At 60.1% G+C, this 19,960-nt stretch carries 24 protein-coding genes and 1 tRNA gene; 17 read left to right on the forward strand and 8 right to left on the reverse strand.

Annotated features, from left to right (window positions below; translation table 11 throughout):
* Window position 1: 1 nt before the first annotated feature.
* The 3 genes from R6Y96_RS07695 (at window position 2) to R6Y96_RS07705 (ending at window position 4,629) form a co-directional block, all read left to right on the forward strand.
* On the forward strand, window positions 2–454 hold the full coding sequence (locus R6Y96_RS07695) for a hypothetical protein (RefSeq protein WP_318620700.1): 453 nt from the start codon (window positions 2–4) through the stop codon (window positions 452–454).
* Window positions 455–2,408: 1,954 nt separating this feature from the next.
* Complete coding sequence (locus tag R6Y96_RS07700; RefSeq protein ID WP_318620701.1) at window positions 2,409–2,861, forward strand: type IV pilin N-terminal domain-containing protein; 453 nt, start codon at window positions 2,409–2,411, stop codon at window positions 2,859–2,861.
* Window positions 2,862–2,910: 49 nt separating this feature from the next.
* Complete coding sequence (locus tag R6Y96_RS07705; RefSeq protein ID WP_318620702.1) at window positions 2,911–4,629, forward strand: hypothetical protein; 1,719 nt, start codon at window positions 2,911–2,913, stop codon at window positions 4,627–4,629.
* Between the two features lie 420 nt (window positions 4,630–5,049).
* Here R6Y96_RS07705 and R6Y96_RS07710 read toward each other — a convergent pair whose 3' ends face one another.
* Window positions 5,050–5,430: a type IV pilin N-terminal domain-containing protein gene (locus R6Y96_RS07710; RefSeq protein WP_318620704.1), complete on the reverse strand. Its 381-nt coding sequence runs from the start codon at window positions 5,428–5,430 to the stop codon at window positions 5,050–5,052.
* A 163-nt stretch (window positions 5,431–5,593) separates the two neighbouring features.
* Between R6Y96_RS07710 and R6Y96_RS07715 the strand changes: the two genes are divergently transcribed.
* On the forward strand, window positions 5,594–6,019 hold the full coding sequence (locus R6Y96_RS07715) for a zinc ribbon domain-containing protein (protein ID WP_318620706.1): 426 nt from the start codon (window positions 5,594–5,596) through the stop codon (window positions 6,017–6,019).
* Between the two features lie 17 nt (window positions 6,020–6,036).
* Here R6Y96_RS07715 and R6Y96_RS07720 read toward each other — a convergent pair whose 3' ends face one another.
* Window positions 6,037–7,506 carry a radical SAM/SPASM domain-containing protein gene (locus R6Y96_RS07720; protein WP_318620707.1) on the reverse strand — a complete coding sequence of 490 codons (1,470 nt, stop codon included), beginning with the start codon at window positions 7,504–7,506 and terminating at the stop codon, window positions 6,037–6,039.
* Between the two features lie 819 nt (window positions 7,507–8,325).
* Here R6Y96_RS07720 and R6Y96_RS07725 point away from each other — a divergent pair.
* A complete protein-coding gene (locus R6Y96_RS07725) occupies window positions 8,326–9,021 on the forward strand; it encodes a nitrite/sulfite reductase domain-containing protein (protein WP_318620708.1) in 696 nt (231 codons plus the stop codon).
* A gap of 8 nt (window positions 9,022–9,029) precedes the next feature.
* On the opposite strand, the gene R6Y96_RS07730 is transcribed toward R6Y96_RS07725, so the two are convergent.
* Window positions 9,030–9,839, reverse strand: a complete 810-nt coding sequence (locus tag R6Y96_RS07730; protein ID WP_318620709.1) for a TrmB family transcriptional regulator — start codon at window positions 9,837–9,839, stop codon at window positions 9,030–9,032.
* Between the two features lie 189 nt (window positions 9,840–10,028).
* Between R6Y96_RS07730 and R6Y96_RS07735 the strand changes: the two genes are divergently transcribed.
* From R6Y96_RS07735 to R6Y96_RS07760, 6 genes are read left to right on the forward strand one after another with little or no spacing between them, the layout of a single operon-like run.
* The gene (locus R6Y96_RS07735) at window positions 10,029–10,367 is read left to right on the forward strand and encodes a DUF2115 family protein (RefSeq protein WP_318620710.1); all 339 of its coding nucleotides are present in this window, start codon (window positions 10,029–10,031) and stop codon (window positions 10,365–10,367) included.
* Window positions 10,364–10,582, forward strand: coding sequence for a DUF2115 family protein (locus tag R6Y96_RS07740; RefSeq protein ID WP_318622506.1), 219 nt, complete (start codon window positions 10,364–10,366; stop codon window positions 10,580–10,582). The genes R6Y96_RS07735 and R6Y96_RS07740 overlap by 4 nt, the downstream gene beginning before the upstream one ends.
* Window positions 10,583–10,604: 22 nt before the next feature.
* Window positions 10,605–10,943, forward strand: coding sequence for a cupin domain-containing protein (locus R6Y96_RS07745; RefSeq protein ID WP_318620711.1), 339 nt, complete (start codon window positions 10,605–10,607; stop codon window positions 10,941–10,943).
* Between the two features lie 10 nt (window positions 10,944–10,953).
* Window positions 10,954–11,712, forward strand: a complete 759-nt coding sequence (locus R6Y96_RS07750; protein ID WP_318620712.1) for a 4Fe-4S binding protein — start codon at window positions 10,954–10,956, stop codon at window positions 11,710–11,712.
* A 19-nt stretch (window positions 11,713–11,731) separates the two neighbouring features.
* A complete protein-coding gene (locus R6Y96_RS07755; RefSeq protein WP_318620713.1) occupies window positions 11,732–12,067 on the forward strand; it encodes a cupin domain-containing protein in 336 nt (111 codons plus the stop codon).
* 7 nt (window positions 12,068–12,074) lie between these two features.
* The gene (locus R6Y96_RS07760) at window positions 12,075–12,350 is read left to right on the forward strand and encodes an NAC family transcription factor (protein WP_318620714.1); all 276 of its coding nucleotides are present in this window, start codon (window positions 12,075–12,077) and stop codon (window positions 12,348–12,350) included.
* Between the two features lie 18 nt (window positions 12,351–12,368).
* Here R6Y96_RS07760 and R6Y96_RS07765 read toward each other — a convergent pair whose 3' ends face one another.
* The 3 genes from R6Y96_RS07765 to R6Y96_RS07775 all read right to left on the reverse strand — a co-directional run bounded on the left by R6Y96_RS07765 (window position 12,369) and on the right by R6Y96_RS07775 (window position 13,727).
* Window positions 12,369–12,836 (reverse strand): DUF2240 family protein, encoded by a 468-nt coding sequence (locus tag R6Y96_RS07765; protein ID WP_318620715.1) that lies wholly within the window; start codon window positions 12,834–12,836, stop codon window positions 12,369–12,371.
* Window positions 12,833–13,255, reverse strand: a complete 423-nt coding sequence (locus R6Y96_RS07770) for a hypothetical protein (RefSeq protein ID WP_318620717.1) — start codon at window positions 13,253–13,255, stop codon at window positions 12,833–12,835. Before R6Y96_RS07770 ends, R6Y96_RS07765 begins: the two co-directional genes overlap by 4 nt.
* A 94-nt stretch (window positions 13,256–13,349) precedes the next feature.
* Entirely contained in the window at window positions 13,350–13,727 is a 378-nt protein-coding gene (locus tag R6Y96_RS07775; protein ID WP_318620718.1) for a 30S ribosomal protein S8e, read from the reverse strand.
* A gap of 224 nt (window positions 13,728–13,951) precedes the next feature.
* On the opposite strand from R6Y96_RS07775, the gene tnpA reads away from it, so the two are divergent.
* Window positions 13,952–14,359 (forward strand): IS200/IS605 family transposase, encoded by a 408-nt coding sequence (gene tnpA, locus R6Y96_RS07780; protein ID WP_318620720.1) that lies wholly within the window; start codon window positions 13,952–13,954, stop codon window positions 14,357–14,359.
* A complete protein-coding gene (locus tag R6Y96_RS07785; RefSeq protein WP_318620721.1) occupies window positions 14,360–15,547 on the forward strand; it encodes an RNA-guided endonuclease InsQ/TnpB family protein in 1,188 nt (395 codons plus the stop codon). It begins immediately after the preceding gene.
* A 14-nt stretch (window positions 15,548–15,561) separates the two neighbouring features.
* On the opposite strand, the gene hypB is transcribed toward R6Y96_RS07785, so the two are convergent.
* A complete protein-coding gene (gene hypB / locus R6Y96_RS07790; protein WP_318620722.1) occupies window positions 15,562–16,209 on the reverse strand; it encodes a hydrogenase nickel incorporation protein HypB in 648 nt (215 codons plus the stop codon).
* 56 nt (window positions 16,210–16,265) lie between these two features.
* On the opposite strand from hypB, the gene R6Y96_RS07795 reads away from it, so the two are divergent.
* The 4 genes from R6Y96_RS07795 to R6Y96_RS07810 all read left to right on the forward strand — a co-directional run bounded on the left by R6Y96_RS07795 (window position 16,266) and on the right by R6Y96_RS07810 (window position 18,623).
* Window positions 16,266–16,544: a signal recognition particle subunit SRP19/SEC65 family protein gene (locus tag R6Y96_RS07795; RefSeq protein WP_318620723.1), complete on the forward strand. Its 279-nt coding sequence runs from the start codon at window positions 16,266–16,268 to the stop codon at window positions 16,542–16,544.
* Window positions 16,541–17,188 (forward strand): histidinol phosphate phosphatase domain-containing protein, encoded by a 648-nt coding sequence (locus R6Y96_RS07800; protein ID WP_318620724.1) that lies wholly within the window; start codon window positions 16,541–16,543, stop codon window positions 17,186–17,188. The genes R6Y96_RS07795 and R6Y96_RS07800 overlap by 4 nt, the downstream gene beginning before the upstream one ends.
* A 338-nt stretch (window positions 17,189–17,526) precedes the next feature.
* Window positions 17,527–18,540 (forward strand): transcription initiation factor IIB, encoded by a 1,014-nt coding sequence (locus tag R6Y96_RS07805; RefSeq protein ID WP_318620725.1) that lies wholly within the window; start codon window positions 17,527–17,529, stop codon window positions 18,538–18,540.
* Between the two features lie 11 nt (window positions 18,541–18,551).
* Window positions 18,552–18,623: transfer RNA gene (locus tag R6Y96_RS07810), tRNA-Ala, on the forward strand.
* Window positions 18,624–18,832: 209 nt separating this feature from the next.
* Here the strand turns inward: R6Y96_RS07810 and R6Y96_RS07815 are convergent.
* Entirely contained in the window at window positions 18,833–19,909 is a 1,077-nt protein-coding gene (locus tag R6Y96_RS07815; protein WP_318620727.1) for an acyltransferase family protein, read from the reverse strand.
* Window positions 19,910–19,960 lie beyond the last annotated feature (51 nt).

Genomic DNA, 19,960 nt, shown 5'->3' on the forward strand with positions numbered 1-19,960 from the left:
GATGCGGACCGGTACATCGTTTGCCCGGGACTGGCAGCTTATCAAGGTAGCGCGGTCGCTGAGGGAACGCAACGTTACCGGGTCACTGCTGCGGCGGCTGCTGAAGGACGCCCCTCCCGGGCTTATGGAGCGGGTCGCCGCCATCGCGGAGAGGCTGGGTGAGGAGGACGGGACGGCGCTTCTCTCTCACGCCGAGGAGCGGTTCGATCCGCCGACCCTGATGGAGGGGCTCCTCCTCACCTGGGGCGTACCCTCTGAGTCGACGGAGACCGCGGAGGGGGGCGTTCTCCTCACCATCGACTGTACGGCGGCGGCGGTGAGGGATACCTTTGCGGACGCACGGGTTGCCGGGCCGTACCTGGCCGGGTATGCGAGGGCGCTCCAGCCCGACGCGGTATTCGAGCGCGGGGGCCACGGGAGGGTGACGATCCGGTTCCCGCCGCGGGAGAGGTGAGGAGGTTTATATCGAGAGACCGGCTCTTCGAGACGGCTGGAGTTTTTTTGCATAATCCGGGTCGAAGGCGGCCCGGAGGGTATGACCGGCTGAAATAGGAGTCCTGACGAAATCCAGACCGGCGGCGCGCCTTTCGGGGTGGGCGTGAGGATCGGCCGGGGTTTCACCGGCAGAGAACATTCCAGAGGTGGGGGTCCATCCAGCGAGAGAGGTTTTTCGGCTGACACAGGAGACAGGGTTTTCAGTGACACTGGAAACAGGGGAGGGGGATGTTCCACCCCCCGCCACCGGCGAGCCCCACACCCGCGGGGGCGATATCCCATCGATGCACTGCCGGGGATCTGGCAGTCTCTTCGCGGTCTCACCTGACACCCCCCCAAAGATCCTGCCTCCACTCCCCGGACACGGTATCCGGGCCAATCCGCCAATCAACTGCCCGCCCCCTCAGAAGGGGGCGGGAGGAGGCACGGAACGCGCCGGGAGGTGGTGGTGTTCCAGCGAAAACCGTTCAACGGGAGACGCATGAGACAGGGGAGGGGGATGTTCCACCCCCGCCCCCACGGGGCGATATCCCATGGATGCACTGCCGGGGAAGAGCATCTCCACGGCTTGATGTGAACACCCTGCCGAAATCCTGTCTCGTCCCCTGGCACGGCCACCGGGCCAATCCGCCAATCAACTGCCCGCCCCCTTGTAGGGGGCGGGAGGAGGCGCGGAACGCGCCGGGCGGTGGGGGTGTTCCAGCGAAAACCGTTCAACGGGAGACGCATGAGACAGGGGAGGGGGATGTTCCACCCCCTCCCCGTCAGCCCCACCCCCGCGGGGTGATATCCCATCGATGCACTGCCGGGGAAGAGCATCTCCACGGCTTGATGTGAACACCCTGCCGAAATCCTATCTCGTCCCCTGGCACGGTCTCCGGGCCAATCGCCAGACACTGCCCGCCCCCTCGGAAGGGGGCGGGAGGAGGCCGCGGAGCGCCGGGAGGTGGGGGTGTTCCAGCGAAAACCGTTCAACGGCTAAGACAGGAGACAGGGGAGGGGGATGTTCCACCCCCGCCACCGGTGAGCCCCACCCCCGCGGGGCGATATCCCATCGATGCACTGCCGGGGATCTGGCAGTCTCTTCGCGGTCTCACCTGACACCCCCCCCAAAGATCCTGCCTCTACTCCCCGTGCACTCTATCCGGGCCAATCGCCAGACACTGCCCGCCCCCTCGGAAGGGGGCGGGAGGAGGCCGCGGAGCGCCGGGAGGTGGGGGTGTTCCAGCGAAAACCGTTCAACGGGAGACGCATGAGACAGGGAGGGGGATGTTCCACCCCCGCCCCGGCGAGCCCCACCCCCGCGGGGCGATTCCCCATAGATACAGTCTCCGGGGATCTGGCAGTCTCTTCGCGGTCTCACCTGACACCCCCCCAAAGATCCCGCCTCAGCCCAGGACACGGTATCCGGGCCAATCGCCAGACACTCGCCCGCCCCATGGGAAAGACGTCTTTGGTGAAACAGAGTAGACGGGGCGGGCATCAACCCGCCCTTCAGCCTTCGATCCCGCACACGTCCTGCCCGCGCACCCACCCCATCATCTGCCAGGCAGGTGACCCTGGCCTCACCGCAGGGTAAGGGATCCCGCTGCTGGAGTGGGGTGGGGTGCGGGCGTTTAACTGCCATGGATTGTTGATCCCTGGCATTTAACCGGCGGGAGGCGCTGCGGTCGCGCGGTTGTTACGGAAAAACCTGCGGGATGGATTTGCACCCCGCCGCCGGGAGCGGGTTTTCCCGGTCGCATATTCCGGTCACCAGACCACCCATGCCGGAAAGATTTTTCCACACAACCCCGGAATTCCGGAACAAATTTTTCGTGAAAGAATCACTGCGACATCGTTATATATCTTCAAAAATTAGTTTCTCTACTGACTCCATGCCCGCGACGGTGGCGTGGGGTCACGGAGGTTGTATGATGAAATTCAGAGAGAATGAAGATGCGGTATCGCCGGTCATAGGCGTTATCCTTATGGTCGCCATCACGGTGATCCTGGCCGCGGTGATAGCGGCGTTCGTATTCGGGATGGCGGGAAACATCCAGACCACAAAGAATGTTGCGGCTACGGCAACCCAGCAGGGTAATGATATCATCGTCACGTACCAGGGCGGTGCTGATTCGAACAGTGTTGCCTATCTCAGAATAGATGTATCTCGCAATGCACCAATGTATTACTATTGGAGGGGCGAAACAGGGGGCACATTGACATCTACAGCCGGTGTTCCCGACGAGTCTGAATGGGTTGCTGGCAAGATTCCGGTAGGATCATACTGGACATTTACCGGCACAGCCGAGAGAGACCACGTAGTCGTTGCGGCACACTTTTCGGATGGATCAGATCAGGTTGTACTGGACACATTCGTATAACCTTTTTTTTATGGATACCCACTATAAGATCGGCCTTACCCTGTTTACCTTGGTTTTTCTCGTTTCATTATCCATCGGCTACCCCGCCCTCTACCTCACCGACGAATGGATCACCGCGAACCAGTTAAACCACCTCGTCACCGGCGGCGACCCCCTCTTCGGCTACACCCCCTACGGTGACGGCGGCTACGCCGCGTCGCACCACAACACCCTCTGCTACACCCTTGCCCTGCCGGTCGTCTCGCTGCCCGCCTACCACTTCTTCTCCATGTTTGGCGACGACTTCCGCTTTGTCGTCATCCTCCTCTGGTCCGCCCTGCTGCTTGGACTCCTCCTCATGATCGAGTTCTGGTTCCCGCAGTATGCCCGCTGGCGGGGGATCCCCTGGACGTGGGCCGGGATCATCTCCTGGGGGGTGCTCTTCGTACTCAACGCCGCGCTATACCGGCAGTTCTGGTTTGTGAGGGGTGTGCACCCCTACGACGTCTCCGTCTACCCCGAGGTTGCTGCTGTAGTGTTTACAAACAGCATCGCCTTCGCCCTCCTCGGGGTCATCGCCTTCCTGATCTTTCGGGAGGTGCTGGGTTCGGATGGCTGGGGGGTCTTCGGGCTTGCCGCCACGGTCTGTTGCTCCTCCTACCTCTTCTGGTCGGGAAACGCCAAGGATCACGCGCTTGTCGCCCTCCTCTTTGCCGTCGCGATCTACTTCTTCACACTCTACATATCGCGGGATAACCCGCTCTACCTCGTTATGTCGTTCATCGCCGTCGGGTGGACGGCGTTTGCGCGGCCTGAACTTGGACCCGCGCTCGCCGCAGGGTTCTTCATCTTCGGCATCATCCTTGCGGCAAAGAAGGGCCGCCGGGAGATCGGGCACGCCGTTCTCGCCGTCGCCGGCGTCCCCATCGGTGCCCTCCCACTCTTTGTAAACAACCTTGGGCTCTCCGGCAACCCACTCATCCTCCCCTGGACGGCAGGGTATGCCGTCTCCGGAGGAGAAGCCCTCCCCTCCGGCACGGAGAGTCTCTGGAGCACCCTTCTCGGGCACTACACCCTTCGCGGCGGGGGGGATAGCCTCTCCGGCCTCATCCGTACCTTCTTTGAGCCCTCAAACAGCATATCGGCCGGGTTCTTCCAGGTCTCCCCCATCTCGTTCTTCGCCATACTCCTTGCCGCTGCGGTCATCTACGCCCTCATCCGCCACAGACCGACCGGGATCGGCTCACGCGACGCAAGGCTCCTTGCGTTCTTCGCCCTCGCCGCCGCCCTCGTGATGCTCTCCTACGCCCGGTCCCTCCCCTGGATCCAGGCAAGCCCCGGGATCGTCCCCGACATGCGTTACATCTCCCCGGCCTACCTCCCCATGCTCGTCATAGGGGTGTATGCGCTCAAACACGCCGGCCTCGATGCTGACGGCGTCCGGGAAGCGCTCAGAACCCTCTTCTGGCTCGTGGTCATCGACCTCCCCCTCATATTCATCGTCCTCCAGGTCATCGCCGGCAAAAGCCCGGCAGCCCAGATCACGTTCATCACGACCCTCACACTTATCTTCCTCGCCGGCGCTGCCATACTCTACATCGCCGTTCTCGCCAGACGCGCCTCCCCACGCTCCATCGCCTACACCGTCCCGGTGCTGATGCTCCTCCCCCTCGCCTGGGAACTCGTCGTCGACTTCCGGTTCGCCACATCCTGCTGGGAGGGCTACCACTTCTGGATACCGGTGGTGCAGTACATCTGGTACATCCAGTACACCATCTTCCCGCTATAGCGGGCGGGGCTGCCGGGGGGGCATGACGCTGACAGCATTTTCAGCAGTTTTCAAGCGGAATTACAGCAGTTGCTGTCAGTGAGAAAACGTGAAATAAAGAGGCTGTACTGGAAATGCTATCATATATATTGAGATATATTATGTACAGGTAGATGTTTTCAGCAAAATTGAAAACACCCGATAGCTGTTTCTGTGACACTTTCGGACGGTTGCATACAGCTGGGTGTTCTCCGCACTGCTGTCATTCAGGGATGAAAACCCACAAAGCGGCCTCGGAATCGGTAAAAAACCTTAATGCACGCCCTGATTGATGACAGCAACTGCTGCATACGTGTTGAAATATGCTGTCTTTTGAAGCGAATTGCTGAAAGCCAGAGCACCCGCCCCGGGGGTTCAGGGACGCGGCACCCGGAGATTCCATCAGACCACCTCATCAAAGAGGACCATCGAGTTGCCGTCAGGATACGTCCCCACGATCACGATCCGGGTCGGTTCCGGCAGACGCCGGATCTCGAAATACCCCACCTTCGCCTCCAGCGGAAACTCCTCGTTCCCTGCCCCGGGGCCGCCTATCCAGCACGTGATGTTTGTGACCCGGTCAACGTCCGTCCCGCCGTGAACCATGAACGTTACGTTCTCCCCCGACCGGGTCGCCGTCGCCATCGTTATCGACGGCTCCATCGGCGGCCATATCCCGAAGACCAGCGACCCCACTATCGCCGCAAGCAGGATCACGACCACCACCATCAGGATTGTGCTCAAGACCTCCGAGACCGCATCCCCGCCATCCAGGCAAGTCATTATGATGAATATACCAGCCAATCCCATAAAAGACTGCCTGTATCGAGTCGGGCGGCGGGATGCCGCCGGCAAAAGATCCGCTCCCGCGCCTGCCGCACGAAACCGGAACGTATATCTTCGGCGTTAACGGCATAATCCTTCGTAATCACAGGATGGTGTTTTGGTGCCAAACTTCTGCCCCGAATGCGGAAACGAACTGATCAGCAAAAACGCGGAGATCTGCCCGAACTGCGGGGTCAGACTCAGAGGCTCCGGGAAGAGCCCGGGTATCGCGGCGCTCTGCTCCTTCATCTTTCCGGGTCTCGGCCAGGTCTACAACGGGGATATCGGCCGGGGATTTCTCATCCTCCTCGGGACGATTGTAGGTTCCCTCTTCTTCGTCATCCCCGGCCTGGTCGTCTTCATCTACGGCATCTACGATGCCTATGCAACAGCAAAACGGATGAACACCGGGGAGATCCCGTACCGCGAGGCAAACGCCCTGCATATGGTTCTCTTCGTCGTGCTCTGGTTCGTCGGTATTGCCGCGCTCTTCGTCATGTCCGCCATCATCGCGGCGTTCGTATTTGGGATGGCCGGGGCATACTGACGGCGGTGGGGGTCTCGTCAGGCGGTTGCCAAACAGTCACCTCCGCTCCGATGCCGCCGCAGCGCCTGCCCTTCCTGCCCCCTGAGTTCCTCCCAGCAGCGGCGGTTGTTGACGCACCCCGGGTCTGGTGCATGTAGGTCACCGAAGTATGCCCATGCACGGGCGCGGCAGCCACCGCAGACGTAGCGGTTCTCGCAGGCGGCGCAGGCGCCGGAGAGATGACTCCTGTCCCGCAGATCCTTCAGCACCTCCGAGGAGTGCCAGATCTCAATAAACGGCTTCTCCCGCACGTTCCCGACCTTGATCGGCATGAACACACAGGGCTGGATATCCCCCTCAGGTTCGATGCTGCAGTAGATCCTCCCCGCACCGCAGCCGCCGATGAAGTCGGCGAGGAGGGCCGTCCGGCCCTGGATCGCATCCCCGGCGTAGAAGTGGCCGACGGGAACCCCGCCCCTCTCCTCCTCTAGCGCCACAGAAGCAAGCTGGGGCGCTGTGGAGAGAACCTCGGGGCCGCTGCCATCACGCGTCCACGCAAGGATGCGGTGCAGCAGGTCCCTCCGCTCATCGGGAGGTATGTCCTGGTCGGCCATCTCCACCCCCCTCCCCGTCGGGATGAAGTTAAAGCACATCAACCGTTTCACACCGAGTTCGATGCAAAGTCGGTATATATCCGGGACCTGATCGTAGTTTGCCCGGGTCACCGTGGTTGCAATACAGGTGTAGAGCCCCGCCTCCACACAGTTCCGTATACCGGCGATGGTGCGGTCAAACGCCCCCGGCATCCCGCGGAAGGCATCGTGACTCGCCGCGTCCTTCCCGTCAACCGAGATCTCCACGTACTCGATGCCGGCATCACGTATCCGCCCGGCCATCTCCGGGGTGATGAGCGTCCCGTTGGTGGCAAGCGCAACATAGAGGTCGTGTTTGCGGGCGTGGGCGGCCACCTCGAAGAAGTCCTTTCGCATCAGCGGCTCCCCGCCGGAGAAGGCAATCACAACCACACCGGCATCCGCAAGTTCCTCCACCAGACGTTTTGCCTCCTCGGTATCGAGCTCACGGGGTAGCGCCTTCTGCGCATCCTGGTAACAGTGGGTGCACCTCAGGTTGCAGCGGTGGGTGAAGTCCCAGACCACCAGGAAGGGAGCGTTCACGATCTGCGGCATCGTGATGCCGTAACGCGCGATCCCCTCGAGCACGTTCTTGAGTCCCCGCACGAAGACCGGTTCATCAAGCCCCTTCTTTATATCGTCCTCGTTCACCCCGAAGATCTGGCTGCTCTGGTGGAGTGTATACCCCACCATCCGGCCCGCCAGCCTGCACCTCCAGCACAATCCATCACTCGAACCCTGGTAGCAGCGGATGGCGTTGGTAAGACGATCTCCGCAATCATCATCCTGCGTAACGAAGCGGAGCATGCTCCTGGAAACCGGGTTCCCGAGCAGCCGCCGGACAGCAGGAAGTGCATGAATACGATCATCTGACATAAGTATCACTACTGCAGTGCCCTCAGGACGTTATAGTTCTGGGAGACGCTTTTGACAAACTCTCCTCGCTGAAAATACTTAAGGGTTGTTGACGCCGGAAAACCGCCAGATCAACGATTCTTTGACATTAACACGCCGCCTTTCCCCGGCAGCATGCACAAAAAAGACCCTCAAAACCAGTTAACCGGCGCCATCGAGTCACTCGCGTTGAAACACCTATCGCCGACCACCAAACCGTCTCTGGCGAGCAGTGCGAGATGATAGCCCCATACCGTGCACGGGAAGAGGAAACAGGATCTTGACGATTGACCCCACCGGCACGGTGGTTGATGCCCTCCCTGGCACTGTATCGATGGAGAATCGCCCCCCTGGGGAGGGGCTGAGGGTGAGGGGGTGGAACATCCCCCGCCCCTGTCTCGACGTGTCACTGAAAACCTCTCTTGCTGGATCACCCCCACCACCCGGCCGCTTTGCGGCCTCCTCCCGCCCCCTGCAAGGGGGCGGGCAGTTGATTGGCGATAGCACCGGAGACCGTGCACGGGGGCGGATGCAGGATCTTTCAGGAGTGTCACGTTAGGCCGCGAAGAGACTGCCAGATCTCCGTGGCACCGTATCGACAATCACACCCCCGGCAACGTCTTTTCCATGCGAAGAGGAGATCCCCCGCCGGTCTACCGCAAAAGACCCCGGCCACCCCGGCATCCCGGGGGGGCGGTCGTGTAACCTGTAGCGTGACAGCAGGTTTTTCCTTCTCCAGGGACAATGGCTGGATCGTATCCGGCGCAAGCCCCTGCACGCTGCCGGAAAGGATGGGACAAAATGGAGAATCGACCCAGAGGAGGAATCCTCCAGAGAGACGGCGCCACATACGCGATCGTGCCGAGAACCCCCGCCGGGATCGTCAGCCCCGAGGACCTTGAGAGTATCATCAAGGTCGTCCGGCGCTACAGCATCCCGATCATCAAGATGACCTCCGGGCAGCGGATGGTGCTCGTGGGTATAAAGGAAGAGGATGTCGAGAAGATCTGGAACGAACTCGGGATGACCGTGGGCCAGGCAACAGCCCCCTGCGTTCACTACGTCCAGGCATGCCCCGGGACCGAGACCTGCAGGTACGGCAAACAGGACTCACTGGGTCTCGGGCTCAAGATCGAGGAGATCTACCAGGACCTGAACATGCCGGCAAAGGTCAAGATCGGTGTCTCAGGCTGCCCACGCTCCTGCGGCGAGAGTTACCTCCGGGACATCGGGCTTCTCGGGACGGCAAAAGGCTGGAGGGTCATCTTCGGCGGCAACGCCGGCGCCCGCCCCCGGATCGGGGATCTCGTCGCAAAAGACCTCACATCGGATGAGGCGCTCGACCTTGTCCGCCGGCTCCTGGAGTACTACCGCAGCAACGCAGAACCGGGAGAGAGGACCGCACGGTTCGTCGAACGGGTCGGGTTTGATGCCATCAGAAAGGACGTCCTGGCCTTAACCCCCTACATACCGCTGGAGTCCACCCGGCCGGATTGAAACCGTCTTCACCCACCGGACGACTTCTGGCCGCCGATACAGTCAGCGTTTGCGATCATCCGGTTCACAAACTCTCTCTGGACGCAGGTTATGAACGGCAGGGTGACCACCACAGCGCTTCGGAGACCGTCCTGGCGGTAGACGATCATGCAGGCGCGGTCATCAGCGATGAAGATGTAGTCGAGCTGGAACGCCGAACCGTCCACCGGGATCAGCCCGCAGTAGATCCGCTCGAAGATCTTCTCCTGGAAGAAGGGGCAGAAAGGCCTCGGGATGTAGAGAGAAGCGTTCCCAAGCGGTCTTCCTATCCCGCGCCTCCCGTTCGGGAGAAGGATGCTCACCGGGTGGTCGCGCGAGACATCTGCGATCTGGCGGGCGAACTCCCCGATCTCACGATAGTCCAGGCAGACGACCGCAAGGTCGCGGGAGAGGCCGGCAAGGAGCGACTCCAGGTGACGGCCGATCCCCCACTCCCCCTGAACGTACCGGATAGGAGAGTTCTTCGACCGGGCATCAAGCGAGAGAGCCTCGAGCCCCTGCAGCGCGGCCGTTGCCGCGGCATCGAGATCGCCCGAGAGGCGGCGGATGACAACAGCCGGGTCGGCAGGGACGTATACACGAGGGCTCCCCTGCCTGATCGCGATGAAACCCCTGGCGGCAAGCCCTTCGGCGATGTCGTAGACCCGTGGACGCGGGACGCCGCCCGCCAGGTGGATCTGGCGGGCGGTGCCCTCCCCCATCCCAACAAGCGCAGCGTAGACCCGGGCCTCGTAATCCGTCAGCCCGAGCCTTGTGAGGTTGCGGATCAGGTCATCCATTGTTGTTACTACGAGAGTTACACGAGCCTTAAACCCTCGCACGGATCATACTCCTCCAGGGAGGACCGAATCCGAAGGTTCTTCCACCGGGACCGCCACACCAACCAGAGAACTCATGATGAGGCCATACACCTGCTGACCGACCCATTCGGCGAGGACGGCGAAGAGGCTGCAGACCGCCGGGGGGTGGTGACCCTGGAGGGCATCCGGGCGGCCTGCCGCCGTATGCAGGGCGCAAAGACAAAACGCGATCTTCTCCAGATCATCGCCGGGGAGGTGTCGAAGTTTGACCTCCACGACCTCGAGACGATCTACGCCAGGTTCGAGCGCAGGGTAGACAGTCTCCCGGCAGGCTACCGCGACCGCCTGCTCGCAAGCGTCCGGGACGAGATCTTGGCTCACCACCGCCTCATCCTCCTCTCCCGCAACGGCAGCAGCGAAGACTGGCTGGATGAACCGCCGGGCCCCCTGCTTGACGCGCCTGCACGGCGAAGGCGCAGGAGAAGGACGCCGGCCGCCTCTACCTGAACTACCTCCTCTCCGCGTTCACCATGTTTGTCATGGAAGAGCCCGCCCACCCCGTCGGCACACCCTTTCCCGGCGGACAGATCGTCGACGAGTGGGAGATGACCTATCTCTGCCCTTCCTGCCCGGCAGTCCAGAGCACGGAACCAACCTTCCCGGAGATGCGGGCCCGGCGGCTGGAGAGCCTCGCAAACTACTGGACAAATTATAAAGGTTGAACACCATCAGGAGATGATGAAGATGAAGATTGTTGACGTATCAAAAGAGCCTGTAAACGAAAACCCCCACCATGTCGACGCCAGGAAGGTCTATGACACCGAGCACGCGACAGCGGTGGTGATAACCCTTGCGCCCGGCGAGGCGTTAAAGAAGCACATAACCCCGGTGGATGTCTTCTTCTACGTCCTCGAAGGGACAGGAGTCGTCGAGATAGGCGACGAGCGAGCAGCCGTCGGCCGCGACCACCTTGTCGAGAGCCCGGCAAAGATCCCGCACCGCTGGATCAACGAGAGCGACCGTCCATTCCGGGTGCTCGTCGTAAAGGCCCCTCGGCCGGCGAGCGAAACCAGGCTCCTGTGAGGCAGCGGGTATGCCTTCCGGATCAATCCCGATGATCACAGGAGTGGTCTACGCCTACCTTGCCTTCGCCGTCCTCGCCCTGCTCTGGTACTCCAGGCGGTTCACAAGGCGGCGAGCGCTGGTCTTCCTGGCAGCATCGGCGCTTCTCGGGTTCCTGGTCTTTGCACCGGTCTTCCCATTCATGGTGCAGGAGGTCGTCCTCGGGAACCTGCCGGTGCTCATAGGGCTGGTTGTATTCATCGTCCTTGTCTTCCTCGCGGGCCGGATAATCTGCGGCCAGGTCTGCGCTGTGGGTGCCGTCCAGGAACTCGTCTACCTGATCCCGGTTAAGAAACACCGCCGCACCGCAAACCGGAGGCAGGTGGCGATAAGGGCGGGGGTCTTTATCGTCATCCTGGTCGCCGGAGCGGGGTTCTCGGTGAACCTCCTCGCACGCCTTGGTCTCCGGGCCTTCTTCAACCTCCGGGTCGCAAGCGTTCCCTTCGTCATCTTCCTTGCCATCCTGCTCGTCTCGGTATTCTTCTACCGGCCGTTCTGCCGCTACATCTGCCCCTACGGCGCCCTGCTCGCCCCGGTCTCGTCACGGGCGGTCTACCGGCTGCGGCGGACGGATGCCTGCATCAATTGCGGGAAGTGCGAACGGGCGTGCCCCACAGGGGCGGCCGACCCGGACGCCAGACTTGGCGAGTGCTACCTCTGCGGCAGGTGCACCGAGGCCTGCCCGGTGGAGGGGGCGCTTGTCTACGCCCGGGGAGGCGGCAAAGATTAAGATCTCGAGGTGAAAAAGAGTGCCAGATACTAAACGTGCAGAGTTGCGGGGCAAGGTCATCCGCCTGGCGGACCTTGTCGCATACCAGGAAGGAACCGTTGCAAGCAGGATGATCATCAACAAACCGGCAGGGAGCATCACCATATTCTCGTTCGACGAGAACGAAGGGCTCTCGGAGCACACCGCACCGTATGACGCGGTGGTGACAATCCTTGACGGCGAGTGCGAGGTCTGGGTCGCGGGCGAGACGCACCAGATGCAGGAGGGCGATACGATCATCTTCCCGGCAAACGTCCCTCATGCGCTCTCGGCCATAACCCGGTTCAAGATGTCGCTCACGATGATCAGGGAGTGAACAGGAGATGACAAACGAGAAAGAGGGTGATTACTGCACCATCTGCGGTGGGATCCGGCCCGACGCCATAAAGATCAGGACGATCCCGGTGGACGGCAAGGATACTGGCATAAACCAGCTGGACTTCATCATGGATGGCGTGCGAAAACTCGACCTGAAGGACGACGCCGCGATCCGCGCTGAACTCCTCCGGTGGGCGGGTGAGTTCAACTACATCCCGACAAAGAAGCGCGAGGCATACGGCGACGCGCTGCTGGCGGAGTACAGGAAAACAAAGGAGTGATGCGGAGAGACCGGCCGGCTACCGCTTCTTTGCAACCGACTTCTCCAGGGCGGGCAGTTTGTCCTCAAACCGCACCCTGTACCTCTTCGCGACTATGACCACCGCCGCCTCAAGGCGGAGGTTGCCGTCAAAGCCGCTGTCGATGACCTGGTTGATCTCGGCGGCGATCTCCCGGACCGGCTTACCGGTCGCGGAAGCGATCCGGGCTATCAGTTCGTCGCAGGGGGTCGCCGCCCCTGTCAGGAGATCGGATGTGGGTTTGAACCCGAGCGGTATCTCGACCGCAGCGAGATCGAAGAGCGGCCGGATGGTTCCCCCTTCCATCTCGACCAGCCCTTCTTCCATCGCCCGCTCAAGGAGCAGGTTCGCCTGCTCCTTGTTCATCCATTTCCGGTCGATGGCAACGTAGAAGATAAACTCGCTCTTCTGCAGCCGCTCCTTGCGCATATGCTTGAACGGTGCGGCAACGGCAATCTCAAGACTCACTCGCAGGCACCCTTGAGTATCGTTCGCAGATCGATTGCATCAAGGTCGCCGTGCGAACCCTCCTTCGCAACGTAGCACTCGGTCACCGCCCCTTTATCGACGATCCTGAGGTAGAAGACGTTCTCTGAGACCGGAAGCCGTTTATCCGGCGTTAGCAGGGTCTTCTGAAGGTCGACCCTGAAGTCCGCGGTCTCGGCGACCGTCTCTTCAAGCGGCGATAGGTTATCGAGATCCCCAAACCGCGTCCGCTCTTCCGCGATCTGGATGACGACCCGCTCCTTGATGAGACCCCCGGGGCCGCGCCGGGTGGCATGGGTGTTGTTCAACCGCGCTATGCAGGCCAGGACATCCCGGAACGGCCGGGCGATCTCAAAGTCCAGGTCAATTGATTGGGGAAACCGGTAATATATCCTGCGCATCACTAGAACTGACGCCCGCGGAACGTAAAAAGGATCTGATCCCTTGCAGAGCACCCCCTGGGGGAGACGGAGCGGGACGTGGTGAAAAAGTATATTATGAGAGCAGGACGGCGTTGACGACGCCGTCCTGGCTTGGCCTGCTGACGATCCGCGCGCGCCCTGCCTCTGTCCTGATGATTGCACCCCTGGTCAGGAGGTTCCGGCGGACGTAGTTGGGGTTGGCGGGGTTCTCCTCGACCGTCTCGATCTTGGCTTTTCTGATCTCGCCGGTTGCCGGGTCTGCCACGCTCGCGTATTCCACCCGGAGCGCCCGGACTTTCCGGTTGCCACCGTAGGTGCGGATGATCCTCCTGCGGTCTTCACCTATGTGCGTCTCTGCCGGAGATCTCCCGATCTCCACTCTCTTCTTGCCCCGGCAGGTGTGGTAACGCCCGCCAGACGGCTTTCTTACTGATCTTCCCTGCCACAACATGTGACCACCGAAATACTTCTGTTGAGGACGCGATTCCCCGACTCCGGGGGCAGCAGTCTCTCGCTAAAGTACTATAAATGTACGAGAGCAGGATATTTAACTTGCGTGGGTGAAGGGGGCGGAGCGGGAAGTCCCCACCGTTCACGATGGGGATGAAAGCGGAGCCGCCCTTCCTTCCTGCGATAGATATATCATCGTGGGTATCATAATGCGATATACCCAACGTGAAGCATAAACTTGATAGGTCAGCGCATTCGGTCTTTGCTCTCTACTATCATCTGGTGATAGTAGTGAAGTATCGCCGGAAAGCGTTATATTCTGACGATATTCGGGAGCGTCTGAAAGATATCGTGTGGAACCTATCGGACGAATTGGGTATAGACGTTGTTGCTCACGAACCTGCGGAAGATCACTATCATCTTCTCTTCAAGGCGACTCCGAAAACCAACCTCGTCAATGTTGTCAACGTGATCAAGGGAGTATCGGCACGGAGACTACGGCAGGAGTTCCCTGCAACAAAGAATTTGCTGTGTGGGGACTCTTTTTGGTCTCCGTCATATTTCCTTGCAACATCAGGACAGGTAAGCCTCGATGCGCTGAAAGAGTATGTTGACTCGCAGATGGAGAAGTAAATGATCGTTTCCTACAAGTACCGAGCGTATCCAGACGCAACCGTGGAAACACGTCTGAACACTGCACTTGATACCTGTAGGTGGCTCTACAACAAACTTCTCGAAGAATGCAACACGGCACGAGAGAATGGAATCTCTCCGACGATGCGGGGAACGCAGGCGCGGATCGTCACGCTGAAAGAGGAGAATCCTGCACTCAAGGACGTGTACTCTAAAGTGCTCCAGATGGTCAACTACACCCTCTGGAGCAACATCGCTGCACTCTCGCAGACAAAGAAGAGAGGACGGAAGATCGGCAAACTCCGATTCAAGAGTGCAGCCCGGTACCGGACGCTCAATTATAATCAGTCGGGTTTCAAGATCGATCGCGAGCATAGTTCGATTACGTTCTCGAAGATCGGAACGATTCCGTTCAACATGCACCGACCCTACACCGGGAAGGTGAAGGGTGTCCTGATCACCCGTTCCGGCGATAGATGGTATGTGATCATTCAGACAGAGCAGACAGTGTCTTCATCAAAGCGTGAAGGGCAGTCTGTCGGTATCGATCTCGGTCTGAACTCGTTTGCGGTCGATAGTGACGGTGCGGTGATCGAGAACCCCAGGTTCTATGAACATTCTCTGGGCAGGATCAAGAAGATCCAGCGGAGTCTTGCCCGGAAACAACGGTTCTCGAAAAACTGGAAGAAGGCAAAAAGGAAACTGGAGAAGGTCTATGATCATGTCGCCAACCAGAAGAACGATTTCCTGCACAAACTCTCCCGTCAGTACGTTGACACCTATGCGACGATCTGTGTTGAAGACCTGAATATCAAGTATTTGAAAGAGAACGGCAAATCTCGCGGGCTCCGGAGAAGTATCCACAGTGCGTCGTGGGGACGATTTTATTCTTACCTCTCGTACAAGGCTGAAAGTGCTGGTACGGAACTCGTCAAAGTCGATCCCCGCGACACGACACAGATGTGTTCGAACTGCGGAAGCATCGTGAAAAAGACGCTCTCCGAGAGAGTCCACGAATGCCCGTATTGTGGGTTTGTTGCCGATAGAGATTACAATGCTGCGGTAAATATCCACCGCGTGGGGATGGAACAGCCCTTTGAGCCTGTGGAGCCAAGACCTCTACATCACATCTCTGTGGCGCAAGTGTTGGCCATGAAGCAGGAAGCCCCGCCCGAGAGGGCGGGGTAGTTCACCTCTGCTGCCTACTCCAGGATCGTGTCCAGCAGCCCCTCCAACCCGTCCCCCGTCTTCAGGTTCGTCCGGAAGACCTTCATCCCCGGGTTGTAGCGGCGGATATCCGACTCCATCCGGTCAAGGTTGGCGCCGACGAGCGGTGCGAGATCGATCTTGTTGATGACACCTATGTCTCCGCCGCGAAACATCATGGGATGTTTGTTCACCACGTCGTCGCCCTCGGTCGAACTGACAACAACGATCCTCTTCTCAGCGCCAAGCCGGAAATCGGTCGGGCAGACCATGTTGCCGACATTCTCTATGAAGAGTATATCGATCTCGTCAAGCGGCATGTGTTCGAGGGCGTGTTCGACCAGGTGGGCATCAAGATGGCACTCTTTCCCGGTGTTTGCGTTGTAGGCCGGGATCCCGAGGGCGACGACCCGCTGGAAATCGTCGTCACCATAGACATCACCGGCGATCGCCCCGGGGCGAAGACCGCGTTTGCGGATCAGCGGCACCAGCCGTTCGATGAGGGCAGTCTTCCCCGATCCTATGGCGCCGAGAAGGTCAAACGCCCGAACCCCGTGTTCCCGGAGGTGAGCGGCGTTGGCATCTGCCAGACGGTTGTTGGCCTCGTATATATCCTTCTCCAGGTGGATGTCGATCTGATGCATGGTACATTACTGTGATCAGGATCTGTTTATAGGTTAACCGCGAAGATCATAGAGCAATGAGCGCTGAACGCATCCTCTACCCATGCTACTTTGACGCGGCACTCAGGCGGCGGCAGGGGCGCCGCGTCGCCAGAAACCTCGCAGTGAAGTCACCCGATACCTCTGCCATCGCGACCGTTCTGCGAAAGATGAACCTGCCGCACCGACTGGAGGAGCACCACCACCCCGCCCGCTGGGTGGAGCGTGAAGGCCGGGTCGTTGTGGAATGGAAAGGGAGCAAAGAGGACCTGATACGGAAGGTTGCCACCGGTCTATCCGGGCGGAGGGGTGCATGATGTACGACCTTCATACCCATACCATCCTCTCTGACGGCGAACTCCTGCCCATAGAACTCGTCCGCCGCGCCGCCGTCCTCGGCTATAAGACCATCGCCATCACCGACCACGCGGACACCTCCAACCTGGCATACCTGGTGAAGGCGGTGAGCAGGTGCCGGGAACCGGCGGAGTGTTACGGCGTGAACCTTCTTGTGGGGGTGGAGATCACGCACCTCCCGCCATCCATGATCGCGGCGGCCGCACGAGAAGCAAAACGGCTTGACGCCGATATAGTTGTCGTCCACGGCGAGTCTGTCCTGGAGCCGGTCGCCCCGGGGACGAACCGCACCGCCTGCAACTGCGATGATGTCGACGTGCTCGCCCACCCCGGGCTTGTGACGCTCGACGATGCGCGCGCGGCCGCGGAGCACGGGGTGGCGCTCGAGATAACCGCACGCGCCGGGCACAACCGCACCAACGGCCACGTGGTGAGGGTGGCGCAGAAGGCAGGGTGCCGGCTTGTGGTAAATTCTGATGCGCATAATCCGTCCGATCTGATGTCAATGGAGGTGAGGTGGGCGCTTACGGTTGGTGCGGGGTTGACGGAAGAGGAATCCCGGCAGATTCTCTCCCTGGACGTGCTTGAGTTCCTTCGAAAATAAGATATTGTATTTATAATTTAGCGAAACTTTTTTATAGATCTATGATAAATATATATCCGTTACTAAATATTTCTAGCAATACTACTGTCCAGAGGTAGCAGGTTGCGGTTAATCGGTCGCTCTGTAAGTGTTTGCAGCAATCGTTTGTTAATCTTGCGATGTGATGCTGCACAACTGCCCCGCCTCTACGGTGAGGTTGTGGATCGCCGGTTAAAACCCCTGGGAAAGGTAGTCGAGATATTCGGGAATATATCATCGCCATATGCTGTAGTCCTCTGCTACAATGGCTGCCCTGTGCAGACTGGCGAGAAAGTCTTTGCGAAATAGGTGTATAATCAATGGCTGAAGTGGAAAAGTTAAAACAACTGCAGTTGCAGCGCGAGGCCCTTAAAAAAAGGGAGGAGCAGAAAGTCAAGGAGACCGAGAAGACGCGCCCCGAAGAGAGTGTGGAGTCCGTCTGCCCGGAGTGCGGCAGCCACCAGCTTGTCCATGACTATGAGCGTGCTGAACTTGTATGTCAGAGTTGTGGTCTTGTCCTCGACGGGGAGTTCATCGACCGCGGTCCTGAGTGGCGGGCGTTCGACCACGACCAACGCATGAAGAGGTCACGTGTCGGTGCGCCGATGACCTTCACCATCCACGACAAGGGTCTCTCGACGATGATCGACTGGAGGAACCGGGATTCATATGGCCGCGCTATCTCAAGCAAGAACCGGGCGCAGCTCTACCGCCTCAGGAAGTGGCAGCGGCGTATCCGGGTCTCAAACGCCACAGAGCGGAACCTGGCGTTCGCCCTCTCGGAACTGGATCGGATGGCCTCGGCTCTTGGTCTGCCGAGGAACGTGCGCGAGACCGCCGCGGTCGTCTACCGTGACGCCGTGGAGAAGAACCTGATCCGCGGCCGGAGTATAGAGGGCGTAGCGGCGGCGTCGCTGTACGCGGCGTGCCGCCAGTGCAGCGTTCCTAGGACACTCGATGAGATCGCCGAGGTCTCCCGTGTCTCGAGGAAGGAGATAGGGCGTACCTACAGGTTCATCTCACGCGAGCTCGGCCTTAAACTCCTGCCGACGTCGCCGATCGACTACGTACCGCGCTTCTGCTCGGGGCTGAACCTGAATGGCGAGGTCCAGAGCCGGGCGGTCGAGATCCTCCGGCAGGCAGGCGAACGCGAACTTACGAGCGGCAGGGGCCCGACGGGTGTTGCAGCGGCCGCAATTTACATCTCCTCGATCCTGGGCGGCGAGAGGCGCACCCAGCGCGAGGTGGCCGAGGTGGCCGGCGTGACCGAGGTCACGATCAGGAACAGATATAAGGAACTGGCAGAGAAGTTAGATATCGAGATCATACTCTGATCTCATATCACGGGCCCGTAGATCAGGGGTAGATCGTTGCGTTCGCAACGCAAAGGCCGCGGGTTCAAATCCCGCCGGGTCCATCAAAACAGGCCATTATTTTTACTTCTTGTGAGACGTGATGTCAATCGAGGCGACCGAAGGTCGCCGGGGGTTTCGAAAGGGGCAGAGCCCCTTCGGTTGGGACACCAAAGGCCGCGGGTTCAAATCCCGCCGGGTCCATCAAAACAGGCCATTATTCTTACTTCCTGTGAGACGTGATGCCATAAAGGGGGCAGAGCCCTACCCTCCCTCACCGGCCAAGCGGTTCCAGCCGGGGAGATAACCCGAGCGCACGCCGCAGGTCAGAAACCCTGAGGTTCTTTGCCGCCAGCGCCCGTCTCTCGATGGCATGCCAGGAGAGATACGCACACGCAAACGCCGCTGCAAACGATAGCCCGAAGAGCGCCGGGATGGCAACGGTGTTTGCCGTGACCTGGATGATCGTCTGCTGCAGCGGATAGTGGTAGAGGTAGATCCCGTACGAGAAGTCCCCGTGTCTCCCGAACGTGTTTAGGAGGGGGAGAGGGATGTGCGCGGCGTAGATGGTGAGGTAGGGTATGGCAACCACCCCGGCGATGGTCGCAAGCGGCGTCATGGCCGATGCCACAAGGAGTATGAGCAGCCCACCCGCGATTGCCGGCCTTAACGTGACCCGTTCACGGCGAAGGTAGAGAAGCGCCCCGAAAAGGAAGTAGAGCGAGAACCGGACCTTTGCCATCCGGACGTCATCGAACCAGCAGAACCAGACCAGAACGTTAAGAGCGATGAGGGCGGGGAGCGCACCCCGGCGGTGCAGGAGCCCGGCAACCCCCAGCGCCGCAACAACCCCATACAGCGCAGCCTCCAGCGGTATCGTCCAGAGCGACCCGTTGACGTAGGTTACAGGGTTGTCCTGGAAGAGACCCAGAACCCCGCCGTTCTCAAAGAACGGCACGGCGGTAAACCCCTCCGGCGAGAAGAGGGTCGCAAAGTAGTCATCCTGCGGGAGGGACGTCACCAGCGGGCCCAGGATAAAGAGGGTGACCAGTATAACCGGGATAAGACCCGGGACGACCCGGAGAAACCGTTTCCAGGCGAACCTTAGTGGAGATGCAGTCGACTCCCAGCTCGCCGCGATCAGGTAGCCGCTGGTGGCAAGGAGGACGGCAAGCGCTGCCCGTCCAGCGAGCATGACCGGGTCATGCAGCCCTATCTGCGAATACCCGGTATGGAGCGCGTATGCGTGCGCAACGACAACCAGCGTTGCCGCGGCAAACCGCATGAAATCGAAGTTGTTCGAGAACCGGCCGCCGCCCTGCGGAACCGGTTCCACCTCTCTCTGATTCATGCCTCGAGTTGATGATCAAACGTAAAAGTTAGCCAGCCGTCTATCGAGACT

The sequence above is a fragment of the Methanoculleus receptaculi genome, from assembly GCF_033472595.1.
Classification (GTDB): domain Archaea; phylum Halobacteriota; class Methanomicrobia; order Methanomicrobiales; family Methanoculleaceae; genus Methanoculleus; species Methanoculleus receptaculi.

Bases quoted from the DNA above. Each gene is read 5' to 3' on its own strand.
- R6Y96_RS07750 (WP_318620712.1), top strand. From the start codon at position 10,954: ATGCCTTCCGGATCAATCCCGATGATCACAGGAGTGGTCTACGCCTAC.
- R6Y96_RS07700 (WP_318620701.1), top strand. From the start codon at position 2,409: ATGATGAAATTCAGAGAGAATGAAGATGCGGTATCGCCGGTCATAGGC.
- R6Y96_RS07695 (WP_318620700.1), top strand. From the start codon at position 2: ATGCGGACCGGTACATCGTTTGCCCGGGACTGGCAGCTTATCAAGGTA.
- R6Y96_RS07760 (WP_318620714.1), top strand. From the start codon at position 12,075: ATGACAAACGAGAAAGAGGGTGATTACTGCACCATCTGCGGTGGGATC.
- R6Y96_RS07785 (WP_318620721.1), top strand. From the start codon at position 14,360: ATGATCGTTTCCTACAAGTACCGAGCGTATCCAGACGCAACCGTGGAA.
- R6Y96_RS07805 (WP_318620725.1), top strand. From the start codon at position 17,527: ATGGCTGAAGTGGAAAAGTTAAAACAACTGCAGTTGCAGCGCGAGGCC.
- hypB (WP_318620722.1), bottom strand. From the start codon at position 16,209: ATGCATCAGATCGACATCCACCTGGAGAAGGATATATACGAGGCCAAC.
- R6Y96_RS07730 (WP_318620709.1), bottom strand. From the start codon at position 9,839: ATGGATGACCTGATCCGCAACCTCACAAGGCTCGGGCTGACGGATTAC.
- R6Y96_RS07795 (WP_318620723.1), top strand. From the start codon at position 16,266: ATGAGCGCTGAACGCATCCTCTACCCATGCTACTTTGACGCGGCACTC.
- R6Y96_RS07800 (WP_318620724.1), top strand. From the start codon at position 16,541: ATGATGTACGACCTTCATACCCATACCATCCTCTCTGACGGCGAACTC.
- R6Y96_RS07815 (WP_318620727.1), bottom strand. From the start codon at position 19,909: ATGAATCAGAGAGAGGTGGAACCGGTTCCGCAGGGCGGCGGCCGGTTC.
- R6Y96_RS07770 (WP_318620717.1), bottom strand. From the start codon at position 13,255: ATGCGCAGGATATATTACCGGTTTCCCCAATCAATTGACCTGGACTTT.
- R6Y96_RS07720 (WP_318620707.1), bottom strand. From the start codon at position 7,506: ATGTCAGATGATCGTATTCATGCACTTCCTGCTGTCCGGCGGCTGCTC.
- R6Y96_RS07745 (WP_318620711.1), top strand. From the start codon at position 10,605: ATGAAGATTGTTGACGTATCAAAAGAGCCTGTAAACGAAAACCCCCAC.
- R6Y96_RS07725 (WP_318620708.1), top strand. From the start codon at position 8,326: ATGGAGAATCGACCCAGAGGAGGAATCCTCCAGAGAGACGGCGCCACA.
- R6Y96_RS07710 (WP_318620704.1), bottom strand. From the start codon at position 5,430: ATGACTTGCCTGGATGGCGGGGATGCGGTCTCGGAGGTCTTGAGCACA.
- R6Y96_RS07775 (WP_318620718.1), bottom strand. From the start codon at position 13,727: ATGTTGTGGCAGGGAAGATCAGTAAGAAAGCCGTCTGGCGGGCGTTAC.